14 protein-coding genes and 1 riboswitch are annotated in these 19,318 nt (G+C 45.5%); of the genes, 4 read left to right on the top strand and 10 right to left on the bottom strand.

What is annotated here, in order from left to right; translation table 11 throughout:
* Positions 1-71: 71 nt before the first annotated feature.
* A complete protein-coding gene (locus DYD21_RS16125) occupies positions 72-2,396 on the top strand; it encodes a TonB-dependent receptor (RefSeq protein ID WP_116038030.1) in 2,325 nt (774 codons plus the stop codon).
* 95 nt (positions 2,397-2,491) lie between these two features.
* On the top strand, positions 2,492-3,097 hold the full coding sequence (locus DYD21_RS16120; RefSeq protein WP_116038029.1) for a YkoF family thiamine/hydroxymethylpyrimidine-binding protein: 606 nt from the start codon (positions 2,492-2,494) through the stop codon (positions 3,095-3,097).
* A gap of 211 nt (positions 3,098-3,308) precedes the next feature.
* On the opposite strand, the gene DYD21_RS16115 is transcribed toward DYD21_RS16120, so the two are convergent.
* The gene (locus DYD21_RS16115; protein WP_116038028.1) at positions 3,309-5,765 is read right to left on the bottom strand and encodes a TonB-dependent receptor domain-containing protein; all 2,457 of its coding nucleotides are present in this window, start codon (positions 5,763-5,765) and stop codon (positions 3,309-3,311) included.
* Positions 5,766-5,830: 65 nt separating this feature from the next.
* Positions 5,831-5,931: riboswitch (TPP riboswitch) on the bottom strand.
* 322 nt (positions 5,932-6,253) lie between these two features.
* Here DYD21_RS16115 and DYD21_RS16110 point away from each other — a divergent pair.
* The gene (locus DYD21_RS16110) at positions 6,254-7,507 is read left to right on the top strand and encodes a M28 family peptidase (RefSeq protein WP_116038027.1); all 1,254 of its coding nucleotides are present in this window, start codon (positions 6,254-6,256) and stop codon (positions 7,505-7,507) included.
* Between the two features lie 101 nt (positions 7,508-7,608).
* Positions 7,609-8,559, top strand: a complete 951-nt coding sequence (locus DYD21_RS16105; protein WP_116038026.1) for a tetratricopeptide repeat protein — start codon at positions 7,609-7,611, stop codon at positions 8,557-8,559.
* Positions 8,560-8,567: 8 nt separating this feature from the next.
* Here the strand turns inward: DYD21_RS16105 and DYD21_RS16100 are convergent, their stop codons facing one another.
* The 9 genes from DYD21_RS16100 to DYD21_RS16060 form a co-directional block, all read right to left on the bottom strand.
* A complete protein-coding gene (locus tag DYD21_RS16100) occupies positions 8,568-8,993 on the bottom strand; it encodes an energy transducer TonB (protein ID WP_116038025.1) in 426 nt (141 codons plus the stop codon).
* Between the two features lie 110 nt (positions 8,994-9,103).
* The gene (smc, locus tag DYD21_RS16095; protein WP_116038024.1) at positions 9,104-12,622 is read right to left on the bottom strand and encodes a chromosome segregation protein SMC; all 3,519 of its coding nucleotides are present in this window, start codon (positions 12,620-12,622) and stop codon (positions 9,104-9,106) included.
* 118 nt (positions 12,623-12,740) lie between these two features.
* Entirely contained in the window at positions 12,741-13,307 is a 567-nt protein-coding gene (gene frr / locus DYD21_RS16090) for a ribosome recycling factor (protein WP_348636195.1), read from the bottom strand.
* A gap of 62 nt (positions 13,308-13,369) precedes the next feature.
* Positions 13,370-14,104 carry a UMP kinase gene (gene pyrH, locus DYD21_RS16085; protein WP_116038022.1) on the bottom strand — a complete coding sequence of 245 codons (735 nt, stop codon included), beginning with the start codon at positions 14,102-14,104 and terminating at the stop codon, positions 13,370-13,372.
* 81 nt (positions 14,105-14,185) lie between these two features.
* Entirely contained in the window at positions 14,186-15,016 is an 831-nt protein-coding gene (gene tsf / locus DYD21_RS16080; RefSeq protein WP_116038021.1) for a translation elongation factor Ts, read from the bottom strand.
* Positions 15,017-15,043: 27 nt separating this feature from the next.
* Positions 15,044-16,030 (bottom strand): 30S ribosomal protein S2, encoded by a 987-nt coding sequence (gene rpsB / locus DYD21_RS16075; RefSeq protein WP_116038020.1) that lies wholly within the window; start codon positions 16,028-16,030, stop codon positions 15,044-15,046.
* Positions 16,031-16,275: 245 nt separating this feature from the next.
* Positions 16,276-16,662: a 30S ribosomal protein S9 gene (rpsI, locus tag DYD21_RS16070; RefSeq protein ID WP_116038019.1), complete on the bottom strand. Its 387-nt coding sequence runs from the start codon at positions 16,660-16,662 to the stop codon at positions 16,276-16,278.
* Between the two features lie 9 nt (positions 16,663-16,671).
* The gene (gene rplM, locus DYD21_RS16065) at positions 16,672-17,118 is read right to left on the bottom strand and encodes a 50S ribosomal protein L13 (protein WP_116038075.1); all 447 of its coding nucleotides are present in this window, start codon (positions 17,116-17,118) and stop codon (positions 16,672-16,674) included.
* Positions 17,119-17,664: 546 nt separating this feature from the next.
* Complete coding sequence (locus DYD21_RS16060; protein ID WP_158607332.1) at positions 17,665-19,119, bottom strand: sensor histidine kinase; 1,455 nt, start codon at positions 19,117-19,119, stop codon at positions 17,665-17,667.
* Positions 19,120-19,318: the final 199 nt, after the last annotated feature.

Raw genomic sequence — 19,318 nt, 5'->3', positions numbered from 1 at the left:
GAACCTGTTCAAACTTGCCCGTCATTCAAGTTGCTCCTGCCGTAAACCTAAGTATTTTTTAAAGGATTACAATGCAAGCAACAAAGTTACTCACTGTTTTTGTACTGCTATTATGTTCGGCTGCAACCCAATTATCAGCCCAGGTGGCAACAGGAACCGTGTACGATTCAGATTCAGGTGAGCCGATACCCGGCGCAACCGTTACACAGCTGCACACACAGAACGGAACTGTAACCAACAGCGAAGGGGAATTTCGTCTTGAATTACTCTCAACAGCCGAGCAAGCTATTGAAGTTCGGTTTGTAGGTTATCAACCCTCACGTTTACAGATCGAAACTCCCGGTCAGCCGCTCGAAATTTATCTTCAGCAGGGTGCAGTCTGGGGTGACGAAATTTTTGTGGAGGGTGTGCGCGTGAGTGAACGCGCACCATTTACGCAGACAACCGTGGAAAGAGCGCGGCTGGAACAGGATAATGTGGGGCAGGATCCCATCTACACTCTTGAAAGATTTACTCCTTCTATCCTTACGCATTCCGATTCAGGCACACGTTTTGCCAACTACGGGTACATGCGTCTTCGGGGAATGGATCAAACCCGGATCAACATGACGCTAAACGGAATTCCGCTCAACGATATGATTGATCAGGGCGTTTTCTTTTCAAATTTCAACGATTTTGGTAACAGTATTCAGTCGGTTCAGGTGCAGCGCGGCGTAGGAACCAGCACGAATGGAACGGCATCCTACGCAGGTTCCGTAAATTTTGAGTCAAAAAATATCACGATGGATGATCCGTCAGGTGAAGTTAAACTCACCGGCGGCGCATTCAATTCCTATCGGCTGAGTACGGAGGTTAACACCGGTTCCATCAATAATTTTGGGCTGCAGACCCGCTTTACCCAGACCGAATCAGACGGCTACCGAAATCACTCTGGCACCGAATCGAGATCTTTTTTTCTGTCAGGCGGTTATTTTGGAAGTACTAATATTTTCAAAGTCACTGCTTTTACGGGATACACGTTTAATGAGCTGGCTTACGATCCGGTTCCAATTCAGTTGATTCGAGAGAACCCGAGGGCGAATACGATTTCCGTGCATGACGAAGATAATTTTGGTCAGCAGTTTCTGCAGTTCCAGTACGGGCGAAGCTTTAGCGATCGGCTCTCGCTTGCATCATCCCTTTACTACGGCGGGGCCGGCGGAGATTTTCCCGTAGGATTTCCCGGGGATGACGGGGAATTTGTACAGCAGGTTTTCAGCCTGTTTAACGACCACTATGGACTGCTTTCCTCCTTGCAGTATACGGATGGAGATCGTTTTGAACTTTCTGGCGGCATACACGCCTATCGGTTTGATCGCGTGAATGAAGAGACCTTCAACCCGGAAAGCGCAGATCTTTTCTATTCCGACCAATCTCAAAAAGATGAACTCAGTGCTTTTGCCAAAGCAAGTTACCGGATGGGTGATGTTGAACTGTACGGTGATCTGCAGCTGCGGTCCGTCTGGCTGGAGTTAAACCCCGACACACAGTTTCTGGTCAATGGAGGAGTAGCTGCTTCTACGATTGACGTTCCGGTAAGACAATGGACGTTTTTAAATCCCAAAGCGGGCGTAACTTGGTTTGTAACCGACCGGTTTGATATCTACGGATCGTTTGGAAGAAGCGGACGCGAACCGACCCGCCAGGATATTCTGGGAGCCACAAACATCAACCCGGGCAATCTGGATGTTGTAAGTGACAGAAGCTCGGTAAGGGCTGAATATGTGAACAACGTGGAAGGGGGAGTGCGGTTTCGATCCGCGAGTTTATCCGGAAAACTGAATGGATTCTACATGCAGTTTGAAAACGAAATCTCACCAACCGGCGATTTTATCCCGGAAGGATTTATCCAGCTTCGCGAAAATATTGATGAGAGCTACAGGGCCGGAATTGAAGCAGAGTGGCTCTGGATGCCGATGAACCGTCTGTCGCTTTCCGGAAACGCAACTTGGATGCAAACCCGGATCAGCGAATTTTCACCCGGGGGTTCTGGCCAGGTATTCACCGACAGGCAGTCGATCCTCAGTCCGGAGTGGCTTGCAAACGGTACCATCAACTATATGTTTTACGATTTTCTCAACGTTTCGCTCACCGGGCGGTACATTGGGGAGGCGTACCTGGAGCTGACAAACCGCGACGATCTTACGCTTCCTTCCTCGTTTATAACAAATTTTGGAGTGGATGCGACAATCAGCCGGAACATCTCGGCATCAATAAAATTACATAATGTATTCGATGAGCTTTATTATACAAACGGGGCTCCTGTGGATACAAATTTTGACGGTACTTTTGATTCACCGGGATATATTGTCCAGCCGCCGAGACATCTGTTTGCCGAACTCACGATTCGGTTCTGATTATTAGAGAGGCGTCTTCGAAGTGCTCCTGTTTGGAGGTTGAACAGGAGCACTTTGAATTTTCATTATCAGTCAAAACCTAAATCCGATTTATTATGTCTGCCAATACAAGCGAAGAACAACGAATTGCGGGGTGCAGCTTTTCCGTTTACCCGATGAGCGACAGGTTTTCGAATCTTATTCTGGATGCATTGAAAGCTACAGACAGCTCAAAAGTGTGGATGAAAACAGATAAAGTGAGTACCATTGCAAGGGGCCGAATTCCCCATATTTTTGATGTGAGCCAGGCTGTATTCTTGCATATTGCCAAAACAGGAGTTCATACGGTCTACAGCGCCACATTTTCTGTTGGATGTCCGGGCGATACGGCAGGCCACAGCTATATGGCCAAAGATGAAAAGCCGATGAACCATAATTCAATCTCTTCCATTAAAAAGGACGTAACGGCCAAATTTGCGCTCTATCCCATGGGCGGCGGCAACTATATGGACCTGATCTACGAGCAGATTGAGGCGATGAAAAAGCACGGGGTAGAGGTTACACCCACACATTACGAAACAATTCTTGCCGGATCAGCACAGGATGTGTTCAGCGGATTGGAGAAAGTGTTACGCGCCACGGAAGAAGCGGGATCAAAGCATACAATCATGACCGTAACGATATCAGCCAACAGCCCGTCCGGTGATGAGGTCGAGATCTAAAGATTAGACGAAATGGCGCAAAGATTCTATTGCGTTATATGAGAGAATATCGGTAGTTATGATTTAGGCGAAAATAGAAATTGACATAATAAAATCCCGGTGCTTCTAAAGCACCGGGATTCTATGTAACTCGGTTCGCTGAACCGAGAAGACTCACTTTCAAAAAAATCAAGAAATAGCAAGGATTTTGCTATGTCTGTTCATCTGAGTCTTAAAACCGAACCTGCAAACTTGTTAGGAAATTCCTTCCCGCTTGTGGGTAGTAATAGTTATAATGTTGCTCACCACCCAAAATGTACCCAAAGGTATAGCCATTGGATGCATATTTTTCATTCAGCACATTGTTGATTTGCAGTGTGGCGTTAACGCCTTTTACATAAGGCAGATTTGAAAATTCGTAACTGAATCGAAGATCATTTACCCAGTACGAATCGATCGATCGGCTCTCGGTTTGCGTGTTATCCAGGAACTGCTGCCCCACAAATTGGGAGACCCACTCAGTGGTTAATCCACCGGCACGGTGAGCGAAAACAGAATTTGCGATCACTCCGGGTGAAAATGCGATGTCCGTATTTTCGAAAGTTTCTGTCTGCTGGCCACCCTGATCGTAATCATCAAGAAAACGCACATATTCATCTATTTTATTGTGGCTGAACGTGGCATTTCCATTCCATAAAAACTGATCTGAAATACGAATCCCAGCTTCAAGTTCAATTCCTGCACGGTAGCTATCAGGAACATTTTCCCGAACATATCCGCCAACATCATTTACGGCACCGGTCAGCACAAGCTGATCTTTGTACTGCATATAGTAGAGGTTTACCCCAAGGTCGATCCGGTTGAACGTGCCGCTGTACCCCGCTTCGTAATTGTATAGAATTTCGGGATCGGGGCGGCTGTCAACACTTGAATCCACATAGTCGCGGCGGGTTGGTTCTTTGCCACCTACGCTGAACGAAGCAAAAGTCCGGTGTCCATCTGCAAACCGATACACAAGCCCGGCTTTAGGATTAAAAAAGTTGATCTTGTCTCGCTGGGTTACATCTTCAATATCTCCGGTCGGTCCATCAACCCGAAGTCCTAAAAACCGGTACGTGACTGCCCGATACTGCAGATCCGTAAAGAGATTCAAATCAGACGTGAGGTAGTAATTCAGTTTACCGTATACGTTGAAATCTGTTTTGAAACCGTTGTTGTCGTAATATCGATCGCCCAGATCACTATCGCCGGCAAATCGGGCCCAAACAACTTCTCCAAAATGGTCGCCGTCATATTCATTGTAGCCGCCACCAAGAGTGAGGGTCCAGCTATCATCCTCTGTGTATTCGGTAGATAAAACAGTGCCGTAAAAGTGATTATCCAGCCAGCGCTGTCTCACCAAATCACTTCGGGTAATCGTTTCAGCCCCAATTTCTATCGGGCTGATGTTGTAGCTACTGAGATTATCATCCCGACGAAACTGCTCAAAATATCCACGTCCGTATGTGTAGTGGAGAGATGCGTTTGCGATCCAGCTGTCTGTCAGCTGGTAGGAGTAGTGGAGCTGGTAGTGGTCTTGCTGATAATCATCCACCTGGTTTTGGTAGGTGAACTCGTTAAACTGACGATTCCCCAGGTTATCCCGTAAATGATCGGCCGATTCCTGGTCTAAAAACAGGGTGTTGATGTAGTGCTCCAGCTGATCGGCGTCATTATCCAAAATGGGTTCAGGAACGCCGTTCCATGCCTGGTAGGTTACTTCACTGCCGGAGAATACATCAGCCTTTAAGAGGCTTCTGTCACCATGCCGTGCCGCTGCAAAATAATAGGATTGCAAATCAGAGCTGGCGCGATCGACATAACCGTCGGAGTCGATTTTCGAAAAGCGTCCTTCAAATTGCCAGTTGTTATCCATGATTCCTGACCCGAGCTGAACATTAAACTTTTGCGTTCCAAATGATCCCACGCTCGTGTTAATCTCTCCATAGGGCTCGTTCCTCATCAAAGCAGTCTGCAAATTCATAGATCCGCCAAAAGCTCCGGCTCCTTGTGTGGATGTTCCTACACCGCGCTGAATTTGAATATTTTGGGTTGATGAAGCCAGGTCCGGCATGTTCACCCAAAATACGCCGTGTGATTCTGCATCATTCACCGGAATTCCGTTAATTGTAACATTTATCCGTCCCGGATCTACACCGCGAATACGCAGCCCGGTGTAACCTATTCCTGCTCCTGCATCCGATGTGGACACGACCGAAGGAGAGGTCTTTACTAAAAATGGAATATCCTGCCCCAGGTTTCGCGATTCAATATCAGCGCGCGAAATATTGCTGTAAGCTATGGGAGTGGAATCATCAACCCGAAGGGCGTTCACAAATACTTCGCCACCGGAAACAGCCTGCCGCTGCAACAATATTTCCAGTTGATCTTCATTTCCGGAGATCGTGATCGTTTGAGATTGATATCCAACATAACGAACAGTGATTTGGTCGCTTTCATCAGATAGAGTGAGAGAAAACTCTCCGTTTGTATTGGTTGATGTGCCGTTTGTGGTTCCGGTTTCAATAACACTGGCGCCTTGAAGCGGAGCCTGGGATGAGCTGTCTAAAACACGGCCGTCTATGGTTTGCGCCTGGAGTGAGTGGACTGAAAAAATCAGTCCGAAAAGTAGAATTGTATATTTAATCATGATGCCTCCATCAATTATGATTCGATTGAAGGAGGGGGTACAACATTTGAAACGGAAATTGTTCCTGCTGCAGATCTCGGTTTCCCTACGCCGGTATGATCCGGTTCAGGTTCACAGGGTATGATCTCAGTCCCGATTTTTTATCGGGACACCCCCAACCTTATAAGATTGAACACAAAAGGTAAGAGGGATTCAGCTCGGCATCAAGGCGGATTTCTTTTTTGTATCAGGGAAAAAATGAACCGCGGTGACACAGTGGCGCCGAGTTATTTATATATACGAAGAGGCTTGTAAGAGTGAGAGGCAGATAAAACGGGACATTGACACCGAAAATCTCTTCTCCCAGCGACCCCGCGCCACTGCGGTGATACTTGTAATAATGTCACCCCTGCCGGGCTCAGGTTTATTGGCTAAACACATAAAATCATGCCTGTCAAAGAAGAATTTATAGTGTATTTTATGAGGGAAAAATCTTTAAATATTTCGCAATGAATTATATTTCTGGTCAGTTATCGTCATTGGGCATTATCACCCTGATACTTTTTATTATTTACGGATGTAGTGAACCGGCACCGTCGGGTGAGCACGATGTTTCAATCCGGGAGCACGTTGAATGGCTAACATCAGACGAACTGGAAGGGCGGCTGGCGGGATCAGCCGGTGAGGCAACGGCTGCAAACTACATTGCCGATCAGTTTCTTCAGCACGGTTTAATTCCTGCCGGAGATGAAGGCACCTATTTCCAGCAATTTGTTTTGGAAGGCCCCATTCCACAGGCGATGCAGATGGAGAATCATATCGCCCGAAATGTAGTTGCAAAAATTGAGGGCAGGGGAGAGAGCGACGAAGTCATCGTAATTGGAGCTCATTACGATTCTCAGGGCAGGGGAGGTATGATATCTATGGAGACCGGTGATGAACGGGTGATACATCCCGGTGCAGATGATAACGCATCTGGAACTGCAGGACTTTTATGGCTGGCCGGTTATTTTTCTGATAATACTCCGGATAAAGATATGATTTTTGTAGCGTTTTCAGGAGAGGAGATGGGGTTGCTGGGATCCGGTTTTTTTGTTGAACAGATGGAAATTGAACCGGAAAATGTGCTTGCCATGATCAATTTTGATATGATCGGCAGGATGGAGGGTAATGAGCTGACAATTTTCGGTACCGGTACGGCCGAACAATGGAATGATATTCTGCAGGATATAGATTCGGATTCGCTGAACATCACCCGCACTCCTGCCGGAACCGGCGCCAGTGACCATGCATCCTTCTACGAAGCCGGTATACCTGTTCTCCACTATCACACCGGAACGCATACAGATTATCACCGCTCCTCCGATACAGCGAATAAAATCAATTATGCAGGAATTGAAAAAGTGATGAATCATGCGTCAATCCTGATCGAATTACTGGACCAAATGAACCGTGATGAACTGACTTTCCATGAATCGACCGACCCGAGAGAGTCCACATTTGATTTTGAAGGCCCGACTCTCGGAGTGACACCCGATTATTCATTTTCAGGTACCGGGTTTCGTGTGTCAGCGGTACGTGAAGGAGAACCGGCCGAGCAAGCCGGCATGCAGGCGGGAGATGTTATCGTGCGAATGGGAGGTATCGAAATTGAGGATATTTACGATTATATGGAAAGTTTGGGTGAATTCCGCCGCGGGGATGAACTGACGATTATTGTAAATCGTGATGGAGAAGAAGTAGAACTGGATGTTCAGTTTTAATTTTCTAAAACCTTATCAATGACACGACATTAATCATCAAACGGTATTTTACGAACTTCTCTGAGCCGATCGAAATTGACTTTAAACAAACACTACAGTTTATGAAAATTGATAAAACAGGTTTCCTTTTTGTCATCGTTATAACTTTTTTATTCGCTGCTTGTAATGGTTCAGGTGATTTGCCGCCACTGCCTCAGGGTGCACAAACATTTTCGCTGCTTGGAGATACGCTCTACACACCTGAACTTCCCGCGGATGTTGAAGAGGAGTACAGCGAAAACCTCAGAGAGGCGATGTTGGAATACCGCAGAGATCCGGAAGAACCCGACAATGTGATTTGGCTCGGCAGAAGAACAGCCTATCTTGGTCAGTATCGTGATGCGGTGGAAATTTTTACAGAAGGAGTGTTTAAACATCCTGATGATCCAAGAATGTATCGCCACAGAGGGCATCGCTATCTCACACTTCGTATGTTCAATCACGCAATTAAGGATTTTGAACAGGCCGCGTTGCTCATGCGAAATATGGAAGATACCGTAGAGCCGGACGGGCTGCCTAACGAGTTGAATCAGCCTACCAGCACACTGAAATCAAATGTGTGGTATCATCTGGGGCTCGTACATTATCTGCAGGCGAATTATCAGGCCGCAATTGAATCATACGAAAATGCGCTCTCTCTGGATCTGACTGAAGATATGCGGATCGCTACGCTCTACTGGTACTATATGGCCCTGAAACGAAATGGAAATGACGAACGGGCCGGTGAGGTGATTGCAGATATCACACCTGAAATTGAGGTGATCGAAAATGAAGCGTATCTGAATCTGCTGCTGGTATTCAACGGGCAATTTAGTGCCCAGCGGCTGATGGAAGCATCGGATGATGCCTTACAGAATGCCACCCTCGGATATGGAATCGGGAACTGGCATTACATAAATGGACGCGAAGATCGTGCTTTGGAGATCTGGCAGCAAATCTACAACGACGGAAACTGGCCTGCATTCGGGTTTATTGCTGCAGAAGCGGAACTGGCAAGATATGGTGTGGAGTAATCGTTAGGTTACTCAGCCTGGCTGAATGTTATCTGAACAAGATGACGTGCTGTAACGGATTCTCCACCCATATCCATAGCAGGATTGAAGCTCTGCTCCTCAATCATTTCGATGGCCGCTTCATCACAACTGCTGCCAATACCGTCCTCAATTTGCGCATTGATCAGCTCGCCGTCGTTGCGGATATCCAGATGGATCAGTACCACGCCTTCAATACCTTCATTATAACAAGCATCGGGGTATTCGATACTGAGTCCGCCAGCACCTGCGGCAAATGTTGCAGGCACCATTCCATCCTGTTCAATATAGATTGAACTGACGGTTACTGTCCCCTGATTGGAATCGATTACAGTGGAATCTGTTGTGGCGCATGAAACCAGTGCAAGAAGAGCAGCTAAGAAAATGGAAAACAGAACAAGGTTTCGGACTACCATAATAAGAGCTTGTGATTTAACGATTGCAATGGGATATAAACAGTTTGCCCGATCCCAACATTCTTCGGAATGATAGAAACATCAGGGAATTTACTTCAAAATAGTTCGTATTATGCCTGGGCTACTTCATCCAGCCGAACTCCCACCAGTCGGCTAACACCGGTTTCGGGCATGGTTACACCGTACATCATCTCCGCTTTCGACATTGTTTTTTTGTTATGCGTGATGATGATGAACTGCGTTTCTTTACTAAATGAGCGGATCATGGATGCAAATCGTTCAATATTTGCATCATCCAGCGGGGCGTCAACCTCATCAAGAACACAGAATGGTGACGGTTTTACCAGGTAGATGGCGAATAGAAGCGCAATGGCGGTCAGCGTTTTTTCACCGCCGGATAGCTGGTTGATACTCGAAGGACGCTTTCCACGCGGGTTCGCTATGATTTCAATTTTCGCCTCAAGCGGATCCTCTACATCCTTTTCAATCAGCAGGTCGCAGTTGTCGTCTTCTTCAAAAAGCGTGTGAAAGACTGACTGAAAATTCACCCGGATCTGCTCAAACGTTTTATTAAATCGCTCGGTTGCGGTTTGATTGATCTCATCAATCGTCTCGCGCATCTCTTTTTCGGCATTCTGCAGATCATCAATCTGCTCTTCATAAAAATCAAGACGTTCTTTCTCCTCCTCATATTCATCAATAGCAAGGTGGTTAACCTCACCGATTCTGTTGAGACGTTGCTTGAGGCGGCTGATTTCATTTTTCGCTTCATCAGCCGACATATCACCCGGAAGCTCTTCTGTAAGCTGATCCATCAGAACTCCATACGTTTCCCAGACGTGGTCCGATAGCGACTGAGCCTGCATCTCAAATTTCTCCTTTGCCATCGTAAGGTGATGAACCAGCTCGGTGTTGACCTCTTTTTTACGGCGAAGTTCTTTCAGCGAGTCATTAATTTCTTTGATTTCTCCACGCTGTTTGGCTGCGGCTTTCTCCGCTTCACTGAGTTTCTCATCCGCCACCAGTTTTTCCTGCTGCGACCGTTCAAGCTGGAGCTCCGTCTGTTCGATTGAATCTTTATATTTTTCAATTTTTTCGGCACTCTCTGTCATCATCTCTTTTCGCGACTCGAGCCGGCTTTTCATCGATTCAATACCCCGCTCAGCCCGTTCAATCTCTTTTTCCAGGTTTTGTGCACGGTTCTTTACATCCTGATGCTTTAACTGGGCATCATTGTAGCGATTTTGTGCAATCGCACGCTCTTCTTCCAGCGATTGCATTAATTCTTTTTTCTCTTTCTGACGGTCGGTCAGTTCAATTATTTTTTCCTGCAATTCCTTCTGCTCCGGCTGCAGGCTGTCGAGCTGTTCAGCCGCGCGATCCTCATTTTCAGAGATATTTTCTTTACGGTTGATCAGATCATTAATATTTTTTTGATACACCTGGATACCCGATTGATAGCGGCTGATCTCCTGTTCAAGCTTACGAACCTCTTTTTGTGCCACCTTTAATAATTGCCGGATATTTTCAGGCTTAAGTTGTTCTAATTGCTGTTGATTTTTTTGAAGTTGCAGTTCCGTGTCTTCATACGTTTTGGTGTGCTCATCAAGAAGGGTATAGAGTTTATCAAGCTTATCTTTAATTCCGAGCCGGATTCCAGCTTGCTTATTCCGGCTTCCGCTTTTATAGAAACGGTTTGAATTAATGAGGTCACCCTCGGGAGTTACAGCACTGCTTATTTGATCCGGCAGCGGAATGGCTTCTTCAATGGAGTCTGTCAGCATTACGGATCCCGTTAGCAGCTGAGCAACAGTGGTAAACTTATTTTCTGTATGGATATGATGAAAGATCGATTCAGGTGCAGTTTCGTAGGAAGCTGCAAGTTCAGCAAGGGGAATAAAGGTAGCGCGTCCTTTTTTATTCTCTTTCAAAATTCCGGAAGCCCGGACCGCATCCTGCATGGAATCTACAACAATGAAGTGAATGGCATCCCCAAGAGCTGCTTCAAGTGCGGCGGCTTTATCTTCATCCGTCTGCAGCAGATTTCCAATCGTCTGCAGGGTATTGAATTGATCGGAATGGTTTTCAATTAAAAAAGCTACCGAACCGGGCAGTCCCTCACTTGATTCAGAAAGGCTTTCCATCAGAGAAATTTCTGATTTTACCGATTCCATTTTACTTTTTTCCGAACGTATAGCTTCACGCAGGTTTTCCCGCTTTATTTCAAGCTGCTCGCGCTTTTTTGTAACCTGTTGGAGGTATTCCTCTTTTTCACTGAGAGACAGATTTACTTTTTCCAGTTTATTGGTGCTGATGTTCAGCTCACCCTTCGCATTGTCAATTTCGTCTTCAAGATCTTCAATATCGCGGTTGATCCGGATCCGGTCATCTTCACTGTTCTCCAGTTTCGATTCCAGTTTGATGCGGTCTGACTGTAGGTCACGAAGTTTTTTGTTTGTATTCCCAACGGCAATTTCAAGCTCATACAACTCGTGACGGATCTGCGTATACTGCTGCTGAAGCTCGTTAAATTTTTCTTTGGATTCTTTCAGGCTGCGTTCCGACTGTTCCTGGGTATCGGCAAAATTGTTTAACTGCTTTTCGTTGTTTTGTTTTAGATCAATCAGTTCATCGAGGTCCGTTTTTGTCTGTTTGATATCATTTTCGTGCCCCGATATAACTCCCTGTTCATTTTTAATCTTTTCACGGACAATCCTCAGGTTTGTCTCCATCTCTTTGATGGAGTTCTGCAGCTGGCTCACACGACGTTGTGCTTCGGCCTGCGCCCGCTCTTTATCAATCAGCCGGTTGCCTGCTTTCTCTTCAGATTCTTCAAGACGATTCAGCTTTTCCGAGATCTCACGCTTCTCTTTTTCAGCGTTTTCAATTCTCTCTTTAAGCGGCTTCAATTCCTCCTGAACGGCAAGAAACTGATGCCGGTTGTATCCCTTATCAAGCTGAACAAGCTCTTTTTGATATTTTTTTGCTTTAGCTGCCTTTTCGGCCTGGATTTCGAGTGACCGCGCTTTTTTTCGCACTTCAACCAGGATATCCTCCAGTCGCTGCAGATCCTTCAGGGTTTGGTCGAGTTTTCGAAGGGTTCGCTTTCGCTGATCTTTGTAGCGCGTCACACCGGCGGCTTCTTCAAATAAACGGCGCCGGTCGTTATTTCTGTCGTTCAGAATCTCTTCCACCATTTTCAGCTCAATCACCGAATAGGCATCGGAGCTCATCCCGGTATCCATAAACAGCTCCATGATATCTTTCAGGCGGCACGGAGTATTGTTGATGAGGTACTCACTGTCACCGGAGCGATAGAGCCTTCGGGTGATGGTGAGCTCGCTGTATTCAGATGGAAGAATGCCTTTATTGTTTACAAAAGTAAGAGATACATCGGCAAGCCCGAGCGCTTTCTTTTTGGCCGTTCCGTTGAAAATTACATTACTCATGGAGCTTGAGCGCAGCAGGGAAGGCCTCTGTTCGCCCAGTACCCAGCGCAAGGCATCTACAATATTCGATTTACCACACCCATTCGGCCCGACAATGGCGGTGATGCCGCTGTCGAACTTTACGTGAGTTTTGTGGGCAAAACTTTTAAAGCCATGTAATTCAAGTTCAGATATATACATTCAGAAGAAATCTAAAACGGGCGAAAGAGGTTACTGCAAATCTTTGATGGGCAGAACGTGAGCGAAAATATAAGCGGATAACAGAATATGTATCCGCTTATTAATGAAAAAGGGGGGGTTAAACCGTCATAATTTCTTCTTCCTTCTTCTCAAGAAGTTTATCCACATTTTTAATGTGAGAATCGGTGAGTGTTTGAATCTCATCTTCTGCTTCAAAGCGGCTATCTTCCGGTAATGACTCGCTTTCTACGGTTTGTTTAATCTCATCATTTGCATCCCTGCGGGTGTTTCGGATGCTGATGCGGGCTTTTTCACCTACCTCTTTGGCATGTTTTACAAGCTCTTTTCTGCGTTCCTCAGACAGAATCGGCAGCGGAATGTGAATGGTATTTCCATCATTGCTTGGATTCAGCCCGAGACCACCAGCCATAATCGCCTTTTCAATATCCTCTAAAATTGATTTATCGTACGGCTGAACTGTAAGTAGCCGGGGTTCCGGCGCGCTTACATTGGCAAGCTGATTTAGCGGTGTTTGCGACCCGAAATAGTTAACCTTGATGTTATCGAGGAGCGACGGACTCGCTTTTCCTGCACGGATATGCGAAAACTCTTTCTTAGCAAAAGCAACAGCTTCCGTCATGCTCTCTTTGGCAGTTTGTATGATAAGTTGAAGATCTTCAGGAATCATATAACCTTAATTATGTGGTTAGAGGTGAATTGGTTGCGGAAAAAATCACAAACCGAAATTTACGAATTCTCGGACTCATCCCAAACAACGGTCGTACCAACCGCTTCCTCAGAACAGACTACTTTTTTCAGGTTATCGGGTACATTCATATCAAATACGATAATGGGGGTCTTATTTTCACGGCATAATGTAAATGCCGTCAGGTCCATGACATCCAATCGAAGATCGAGTACTTTATCACCTGAAATAATATCGTACTTAGTGGCACCACTATTTTTTTCCGGGTCAGAATCGTAAATACCGTCAACCCGTGTTCCTTTCAGGATCACATCCGATTCAATTTCAATTGCACGAAGTGCGGCTGCGGTATCGGTTGTGAAATAGGGGTTCCCCGTTCCGGCTCCAAATATGATAACACGTCCTTTCTCAAGATGCCGGATAGCGCGCCTCCGGATGTAGGGTTCGGCAATCTCTTCCATGCGGATGGCGCTCATCAATCTTGTGTGCACACCCTTTCTTTCAAGGGCATCCTGGAGTGCCATACTATTAATCATTGTGGCGAGCATACCCATATAATCGCCCTGAACCCGATCCATCCCAAGGGTTGCACCTTTTACGCCTCTGAAAATATTACCACCGCCAATCACTACAGAAATTTCAATTCCTTCTTCGTGTACTGATTTGATTTCATCTGCATACAGGCTTAAAATATCGCCATCAATTCCGTGCCCTTGTTCTCCTAAAAGGGCTTCTCCGCTTAGTTTTAAAAGTATACGTTTATATTGATTTGCCACGGGATATGTATGTCTTTAAAAATTTATAGGTCAAAAAAAAGGCCGCCAAAATTGGCAGCCTTTAAATATCAGAAATGTGAATTACGATTCACCAAGCTGGAGGCGATGGAACGATTTGACCAGCGGAGAATTGTTTTGCTGCAGATACTCTTTAACAGAGATTCCGTTGTCTTTCACAAATTTCTGCTCCAGCAGAACGCGTTCTTCGTAAAAACGTCGAAGCTTACCTTTTGCCGCTTTTTCTGCGATTTCAGCCGGTTTTCCTTCGTTGATCAGCTGCTCTTTGGCAATCTCAAGCTCTTTTTTAACAACTGAGGTATCCACTCCGTCACGTACAACTGCAAGGGGATTCATAGCTGCAATTTGCATAGCTACATCCTTGCCAATATCGTCTGAGTCAATGGCTCCTTCAAATTCAACGAGAACTCCAAGCTGATTGCCCGGGTGAATGTAATCAACCATTGCGCCGTCGGTCTGGACAAGAACAAGGCGGTTGATTTCAATTTTTTCGCCGATTTTTCCAACCATGGATTCCAGGTGCTTCTCTATGGTAACACCATCAAGTTCTTCTTTTAGGAGATCTTTTACAGTCTTGATTTCTCTGTTGAAGGCGACATCAATAAATGCTTCCGCCTGGTTTTGAAAATCTTCATTTCGTGCTACGAAATCGGTTTCGCAATTAATTTCAAGAAGAACAGCTTTGGATTTATCATCGCTGATTTTAGAGAGAATTAATCCCTGGTCAGCTTCACGGTCCGCGCGTTTTTCAGATACTTTCTGCCCTTTTTTTCTCAGAAATTCAATCGCCTTATCCATGTCGCCGTCAGACTCTTTCAGGGCCTTTTTGCAGTCCATCATGCCTGCGCCTGTTTTGTCGCGCAGCAATTTCACATCTTTTGCACTAATGCTCATCGGTTTTGAAAGTTAATTCTATTAAAGTTATTTCGTTTCTTTTTCTTTGGAAGTGCCATCACTTTCGGCAGGTGAATCATCGCTCTCGCTGCTTTCCTTAGATTCCGTCTTCTCGGCGGCATCCTGAGGTTCAAGCTCTTCTGATGCGTCTTTTTCTGGATCAGATTTATCGGAGTCTGAATCTTCTTTGCGTCTTCTTCGCTTACGTCGTTTTGAAGGAGATGCAGCATCTTTCACAGACAATTCTTCATCAGATTCGTCGGCTGAAGATTCAGATCGTGCTTCCTGAGCAGCTTCTTCCATCAGCTCTTCTTCTTTGAGAGCTTCACGTTCAGCATTTCCTTCGATGATCGCATCGGCAATCAAGCCGGTAACAAGCTGGAGAGTACGTGCAGAATCATCATTTGCAGGGATGATATGGTCAGGGATGTCCGGATCACTGTTAGTGTCGATCATGGCAACAATCGGAATGTTCAGCTTCACAGCTTCATTCATCGCGATATTTTCCTTAATCGTATCAATTACAAAAATTGCACCGGGCAGGCGGGTCATATTTGCGATACCGCCAAGTGTTTGTTCAAGTTTTTCCTGCTCCCGTTCGAGCATCAGGCCTTCTTTTTTTGTCAGCTCTTCAAAGGTTCCGTCGCTTTTCATCTGCTCAATCTCCTCCATTCGGGAGATGCTTTTGCGGACCGTGCTGAAGTTAGTAAGCATTCCACCCAGCCATCTGTGTGTGATGAAAGGCATGCCGCAGCGGATCGCTTCTGTTTTTACGATCTCCTGTGCTTGCTTCTTTGTACCAACAAACAGGATGGTTTTACCTGCTCTTGCCAATTTTGTAACCTCGTCGAGAGCTTCCTGCAGGTATTTGTGAGATTTTTTTAGATCAATGATGTGGATGCCGTTTCGGGGCATAAAGATGAATTCTTTCATCTTTGGATTCCATCGGCGGGTAAGGTGACCGAAGTGGGCACCTGATTTTAATAGTTCTTCTACTGTTGCTGCTTTAGGCATAAATATATAAATGTTTGTATTGAGTTAGTCCTCTACACAGGTCATCCCCAATGCGCTAATCACGCTGATGCGTGACACTCGGCGAAAGGTCGCTGTGTATGTGTATTTCAGGGCTCAGGGTTCAAGGTGCAGGGTACAGGGAATTTTAAATTCTGCACCTTGTACCTTGCTAATAGTGAACAGGGCAGGTTTTTAGAAACGGAATGGTTTCCACCTGAGCCTTGTGCCCTGCACCATGTACCTTGTTATCGTTTACTGAACTGGAATTTCTTCCGTGCTTTTGGCTGGCCGTACTTTTTGCGCTCAACCATTCGATCGTCACGTGTCAAAAGGCTCATTTCTTTGAGTTTGTCGTGAACGTCATCGTGGTGATCGTCAAGTGCTCTTGCAAGTGCAAGAGATATTGCGCCGGCCTGACCTGTAACACCGCCGCCGCGTACAGTAACTTTAAAGTCATACTGACCTTCGAGTTCTGTTACGTCGAGTGGCATTTTGGCTACATTGATTCTTGCCTGAGTACTCAGGTAGTCGTCAATCGGCTGACCATTAACAATAAAATTACCGCTGCCCGGCTTGATGTAAAGGCGTGCAGTGGAAGTTTTTCTTCGTCCAATATAATTTTCTTTCGCCATGATAACTGTTTAGTCGATCTCTATTTTTTCTGGTTTTTGCGCGGTAAGTGTATGAACCGGTCCGGCAAAAATTCGAATATTCTTCATAATTTGTCTGCCAAGCTTATTTTTTGGCAGCATACCTTTAACTGCAACCCGAACCAGCGAGGTAGGGTCTTTTTCAAGCATTTCGCTTGCAGTTGTAAAGATTTCTCCGCCCGGGTAACCGGTGTGGCGGAAGTATTCTTTATTAGTCATTTTCTTTCCGCTAAGCGCCACTTTTTCTGCGTTGATAACCACAACGTTGTCACCTGTATCCATATGAGGAGTAAACTCAGGTTTGTGCTTACCGCGTAAAATAGAGGCAACTTTACTGCTTAACCGGCCAAGAGGCTGATCTTCAGCGTCAACGAGCACCCATTTTTTCTCAATGGTGGACGGTGTTGCCGTAAATGTTTTGTTACTAATCGTATTCACGAGATTCTCTTTTTTGTTTTGCAAAATTGACAAGTCGATAAAAATAAGCTTAAATATTTTTGATTGCAACTGTTAGAAACGAAAACCTTTGACTTCGTACCCCGGCTCGCCGAGCCGGGTCTGAATAATCCATGGATTATCATTCAATTCAGCTGGCAATATACATCCAAGGTAAGGGAGAGCAACTTGACGCCGTGAACAAGGTTGGAATCAATGTTGTGTTTTTGAGCGGGATGAGACCTTTCTGAAGTGCAGATTATGATGTTTTTTTGTACTCATGGGTAGCGGTTCGGCGAACCGCAGTACGTACCCCGGTTCGCCGAACCGGGCCTGAGTAATCCATGGATTATCATTCAATTCAACTGGCAGCATACATCCAAGGTAAGGGAGAGCAACTTGACGCCGTGAGCAAGGTTGGAATCAATGTTGTGTTTATGAAAGTGATGAGAACTTTCTGAAGCGCAGATTATGATGTTTTTTTGTACTTATGGGTGGCGGTTCGGCGAACCGCGGTACGTATCCCGTTCGCCGAACCGGGACTTATTATTACGTGCCATTGACTTGATAAGGAATCCGAAACTCAAATGATGTACCGCCACCCGGGCTTTCTGATATTTCCATCTCCGCATTCAACTGAGTGGCAAAAGAGTTGATGAGCATTGTACCGAGGCTGTCCTCGTTTTGTGGGTTGAAGTCTACCGGCAGGCCCGGACCGTTATCACTCACTTTTAACAGTAGTTTTTTATCAAGCTTTTTTAGAGTAATGGAGAGCTTGCCCTGGGTGTTCTTGTTAAATGCATATTTATAAGCATTTACAATCAACTCATTCAGGAGTAACCCGCAATAAACTGCGCGATCGGTATCCAGCTTGATGGTATCGAGGTCGAATTGTAGCGTAACTGCATCATTATACTCTGTAAACGTTCCGTGAATCGACTCAACAAGGTCTTTGATGTAAAGGTCCAGGTCGATATCCGAAAGGGATTCTGTTTTATAGAGTTTATCGTGAATCAGGGCGATGGACTGAATCCGGTTCTGACTGTCCTGCAGCACATAATCGGCTTCACGGTTTTCGGTACTTGACCTTTGAATCTCAATCAAACCGGAAACAATGGACAGACTGTTTTTTACCCGGTGATGAATTTCTTTCAGCAGCAACTCTTTCTGTTTTAATGAGAGCTGTATTTTTTTGGTTTTCGAGTCAACACGTTTGCGAAGAATCAGTACCCAAACGAGAATAATCAAGCCGAAAACTACTGCGCCACCAAAAATCAGACGAACATAGTATACTGGAAGACCTAAGTACTGTAAGTCATCCGGTGTGCTGAGGAATAGTTTATGGGTACGGTTGTCCGGGAAGTCGGGACTGTGTTCGGACATTACGCCTTTCACCGAAACCCTGTCTCCTGCACTCAATACATCAAAATTAAATTCGGAATACATCCGGTGAAAGTTCGAAACATATATCATCAGCTCGCTGTCACTCTCATCCGGCGAAAGCATAAAGTATTTACCATTGAAAATCGTACCAAGGCCTGTAATCACACCTTCACCTTGTATAAGCATACCGATAAAGGGGGCGGGGTTCTCAACTGCGTCTGTCAGCGGCTTTGGGATAGGCTGTCTTACATTAGGGAAGACCTCGTATGAATCCACCCGGACTTCTGCCAGTCCGTAATATCGATCGATGGTACCACGGACTATAATACTGTCACCAGCTGCCACTGGGGTGTCGATCCGCATGCCGAATATGGACATCCCTGTCGAATCATTTTGAATAAACGTTTGCAGGTAGCTTTCGTGAAGCAATCCGCTGTCGATATTGATGATACCTGAAGTCGTAACCTCATATCCTTTATAGTCCAGGACAGAGTCGCCGTCAGTATCGGATCGAATCGTGGAAAATGACCACAATGAATCTGCATTAACTTGCCCGTGAGATTCAGATTGGAAAAGCAGCAAGATTAAAAACAATAGTGTGACGCGAGCAAATAAGTTCAACGACTGAGGTATGTTGTATTGTTGTGAAAAATGATGATCCGGCACCCCATAAGCATAGTGCAGGTATCTTGGCATGGCCAAACGTGTAATCAGAGAACACTTGATTTTCGGCAGAATTTAAAAAATCATAAGTAAAGTCAGTAAAATCTGAGAGATGAATATTATTAGTTCGAGTATGAAAAGGGGATTTGTGCAAGAT

This window comes from Rhodohalobacter sp. SW132, assembly GCF_003390325.1.
Classification (GTDB): domain Bacteria; phylum Bacteroidota; class Rhodothermia; order Balneolales; family Balneolaceae; genus SW132.
The sequence above is the reverse complement of the archived record's forward strand: the minus strand, read 5'-3'. Positions and strand labels throughout refer to the sequence as shown.